The 3,729-nt window shown below is 64.3% G+C and carries 5 protein-coding genes; all 5 read right to left on the bottom strand.

Annotated elements, in window-relative coordinates; genetic code table 11:
* Positions 1 to 25: 25 nt before the first annotated feature.
* A complete protein-coding gene (locus VGO04_RS19630) occupies positions 26 to 790 on the bottom strand; it encodes an electron transfer flavoprotein subunit beta/FixA family protein (RefSeq protein ID WP_327497640.1) in 765 nt (254 codons plus the stop codon).
* Between the two features lie 32 nt (positions 791 to 822).
* Positions 823 to 1,680 (bottom strand): sugar phosphate isomerase/epimerase family protein, encoded by an 858-nt coding sequence (locus tag VGO04_RS19625; RefSeq protein WP_327497639.1) that lies wholly within the window; start codon positions 1,678 to 1,680, stop codon positions 823 to 825.
* Positions 1,681 to 1,682: 2 nt separating this feature from the next.
* Entirely contained in the window at positions 1,683 to 2,831 is a 1,149-nt protein-coding gene (locus VGO04_RS19620) for a dihydrodipicolinate synthase family protein (RefSeq protein WP_327497638.1), read from the bottom strand.
* Between the two features lie 7 nt (positions 2,832 to 2,838).
* A complete protein-coding gene (locus VGO04_RS19615; RefSeq protein WP_327497637.1) occupies positions 2,839 to 3,618 on the bottom strand; it encodes a 3-ketoacyl-ACP reductase in 780 nt (259 codons plus the stop codon).
* A partial coding sequence (locus tag VGO04_RS19610; protein WP_327497641.1) for an acyl-CoA dehydrogenase family protein occupies positions 3,615 to 3,729 on the bottom strand: 115 nt, incomplete at its 5' end. The genes VGO04_RS19610 and VGO04_RS19615, both read right to left, overlap by 4 nt.

Genomic DNA, 3,729 nt, shown 5'->3' with positions numbered 1-3,729 from the left:
ATGATGTAATCTCCCTTTCCTGAACTTAGAGGACGCCGGCTTCGGTCTTGAGCTTTTCAACCAGCTCGGCGACCGACTTGACCTTGATGCCGGCCTTGCGACCCGACGGCTCCTCGGTCTTCAGCACCTTGAGGCGGGCGGACGTGTCGACGCCGAAATCGGCCGGCGACTTCTTGTCGAGCGGCTTCTTCTTCGCCTTCATGATGTTCGGAAGCGAGGCATAGCGCGGCTCGTTCAGGCGCAGGTCGGTGGTCACGACCGCCGGAAGCTTGATGTCGATCGTCTGCAGGCCGCCGTCGACTTCGCGGGTGACCCTTGCTGTGCCCTCTGGTGCCTTGCCGTCGCCGATCTCGACCTTGGAGGCAAAGGTGCCCTGCGCCCAGCCGAGCAGCGCCGACAGCATCTGGCCGGTCTGGTTCGAATCGTCATCGATTGCCTGCTTGCCGACGATGATCAGGCCCGGCTGTTCAGCGTCTGCAACGCCCTTGACGATCTTGGCGACGGCGAGCGGCTCGACCTGGTCTTCGGTCTCGACCAGGATGGCGCGATCGGCACCCATGGCGAGCGCGGTCCTCAGCGTCTCCTCAGCCTTGGCCGGGCCGACGGAAACGACGACGACTTCGTCTGCCTTGCCGGCTTCCTTCAGCCTGAGCGCCTCTTCAACGGAGATTTCGTCGAAGGGGTTCATCGACATCTTCACGTTCGCGAGCTCGACGCCCGAGCCGTCGGCCTTCACGCGGATCTTGACGTTGTAGTCAACGACACGTTTGACGGTGACCAGGATCTTCATGTTTGCCTCCCAAATCGTCAGCAACCAAATCGTCAGCAGAAAGCGCGGAAGCGTTCGACCATCACGTCGAGGACTTCGCCCGGGTCCCGCTTCCACCAGTTGTTTGCGGAAAAGATCTCGACCTCGCAGGGCCCCGCATAGCCAGCGTCTTCGACGCTTCGTCGCAGCGTCTTCAGGTCGGCGACCCCGTCACCCATCATGCCGCGATCGAGAAGCACGTCGCGGGTGTCGGCGAGCCAATCGCAGAGGTGATAGCCGAATATCCGTTCGATGCCCGCGCGCTGCAACTGGGCTTGGATCTCACCGTCCCACCACACGTGGTAGACATCGACGGCAACGCCAAGGTTGGTCGCACCGACGGTATCACAGATATCGACGGCATCGCGTAGCGTCGTCAGGCAAGAGCGGTTTCCCGCATAGACGGGATTGAGCGGCTCGAGCGCCAGCTTGACGTTGCGGCCGGCGGCATAGGGCGCGATCTCGCTAACGCGATCCGCGACGATCTTCAGACTTTCGACCGTGCCCTTGGTTCCCGGGTGCACGCCGCCGACCACGATCGTCAGCACGGATGCACCGAGCCCTGCGGCCATGTCGATCGACGCCTTCGCCTCGTCGATCACCCGTTGTCGATCGACAGCTTCCGTGCCGACGAGAAACGGTGTCCGGCAGAGACCGGCAACCGAGAGGCCGCTTGCCCGCGCTCGTTCGCCGATTTCAATCGCACGCGCGCCGATCTCGCGGCGCCAGAAGACGATCGAGCCGAAGCCGCGTTCGGCACAGGCGTCGATGATGCGCTCAGGCGACCACCCTGCCCCGTGGCCATCGAGATTGTGCCCGAGGCTGGCGGTGTTCAGCGCGAGGGCGGAATGGTCGGTGGTGAAATCACGCATGGCTACGCTCCATAGAGCGCAAGCAGCTTCCTCATGCGGTCCACGGCGAGCGCCGGATCGCGCAGGAGGCCGCACTGGTCAGCGAGCCTGAACAGCTCGACGAAGTAAGGCAGCGGCCGCATGGCCTGCGCACCGTTCAACATCACGAAGTGATCCTGAAAGCCGTTCAGCCAGGCAAGGAAGACGACGCCGGTCTTGTAGTACTGCGTCGGCGCCCGGAAAATCAGCCGCGCCAGTGGCACAGTCGGATCGAGCGTGGCGCGGAAGGCTGCACGATCCCCTTCGCCAAGCCGCTCCACCGCGTAAGCCGCAGCTGGAGCCAGGGGGTCGAAGATGCCGAGCAGGGCATGCGAAAAGCCTTCGCTGTCGCCCTCGATCAGTTCGGGATAGTTGAAATCGTCACCCGTATACATCCTCACTCCGGCCGGCAGCCGGCGGCGCATGACGATCTCCTTCTCCTTGTCGAGAAGTGAGATTTTGATGCCATCGACCTTGGCCGCATTTGCGTTGATGACGGCAAGTGCCGCCTGCATCGCCGGGTCGAAATCCTTGCTGCCCCAGTAGCCGGCGAGCTGCGGGTCGAACATTTCACCGAGCCAGTGCAGGATCACAGGCCTGTCGCAGGCGGCCAGCACATCGGAATAAACCTTGACGTAGTCGTCCGGTCGCTCAGCGACCCGCACCAGGGCGCGAGACGCCATGAGGATCAGTCGTCCGCCAACCTTCTGGATCGCCTCGACCTGCTCCAGGTACGCTCTTCGAACGTCATCGATGCTGGTGACGGTCGCCGGGTCGAGATGGTCCGTGCCGCAGCCATTGGCGACGACAGCGTCCGGCAGTTCTTCGCGGGTGCGGCGGATAAGTTCCAGGGCGCCCGGCCAGTCGAGGCCCATGCCGCGCTGCGCCGTATCCATCGCCTCGGCGATGCCGAGCCCGAGGCCCGCGAGATAGCGGCGGAACTCCATGGTCCGTTCCCAGTCGACGGCGGCACGGCCGGACGGGTCGCTGGCCGTGAACGGGTCGGCGACGACGTGGGCTGCGGAGTAGACGACGCGTGCCGGGTTCTTACCAAGTTTCGCAGCCGCGATCGGCGTGCCGCTCAGGGCATAGTCGGACAGGCGGCCTTCGGTGTCGGGAAGCGCGATTTTCATGGGAACCTCAAAAGCGCGGGACGAGCATGCCGGCGTCGGCCGGGATCGTCATTCCGGTGGTGTAGGGAAGACGCCCCGTCGCAAGCGACGCGATCAGGGCGCCGACTTCCTCGGGCCTTCCGACGCGCGGAAAGAGCGTGAGCCCCTGTTCCGCCCGCTCGCGATAGGCGTCGATGACGGGAGCGGTCATCTCCGTGGCGATCAGGCCGGGCTGAACGTCGTAGACCGCGATCTCCTCCCGTCCGAGCCGGACGGCAAGCGCCTTGGAAACCATCGCGGCCGCGGCCTTCGACGCGCAGTATTCCGACCGCTGTTCGGCCACCGCGACGGCGTTCGACGAGGTGACGTTGATGATCGAATGGAAGAGCGGCCCCTTACTACGGGCGACAAGACGCCTGGCAAAGGCCTGGCTCAGAAAGAACATGCCCTTGGTGTTGACGGCAAAACAGCGATCCCAGCTTTCCTCCGACACGTCCAGCATGTCGCCGCGCCTGAGAACGCCGACACCCGCATTGTTGACGAGTGTGGTGATTGGGCCGAGTTCAGCCTCGATGGCTTCGAGCCCGCCGTCATGGCCGGCAATCGTGCTGACGTCGAAGGCTGCAGCCATGACCGGGGCACCGTGAGCGGCGATCCGCTCAAGCGCTGACGGCAGTTCCGCATCATCCGGCAATCCGTTGACCGCGACCGCAAACCCTTCCCGCGCCAGGGCCTCAGCTGCGGCAAGCCCGATCCCGCGCGAGGAACCGGTCACCAATGCGACCGGGCGAGGCTCAGACGCGGTCATGCCCGTGCGCCCTTCTTCAGGAGTTCGCGCGCGATGATCATGCGCTGGATCTGGTTTGTGCCCTCGTAGATCTGCGTGATTTTCGCGTCGCGGTAGAGACGCTCGACTTCG

It is taken from the genome of Ensifer sp., from assembly GCF_035999185.1.
In the GTDB taxonomy this organism is placed as follows: domain Bacteria; phylum Pseudomonadota; class Alphaproteobacteria; order Rhizobiales; family Rhizobiaceae; genus Ensifer.
Note: the sequence above shows the minus strand (reverse complement) of the source record. Positions and strands in the feature narration are given on the sequence as shown.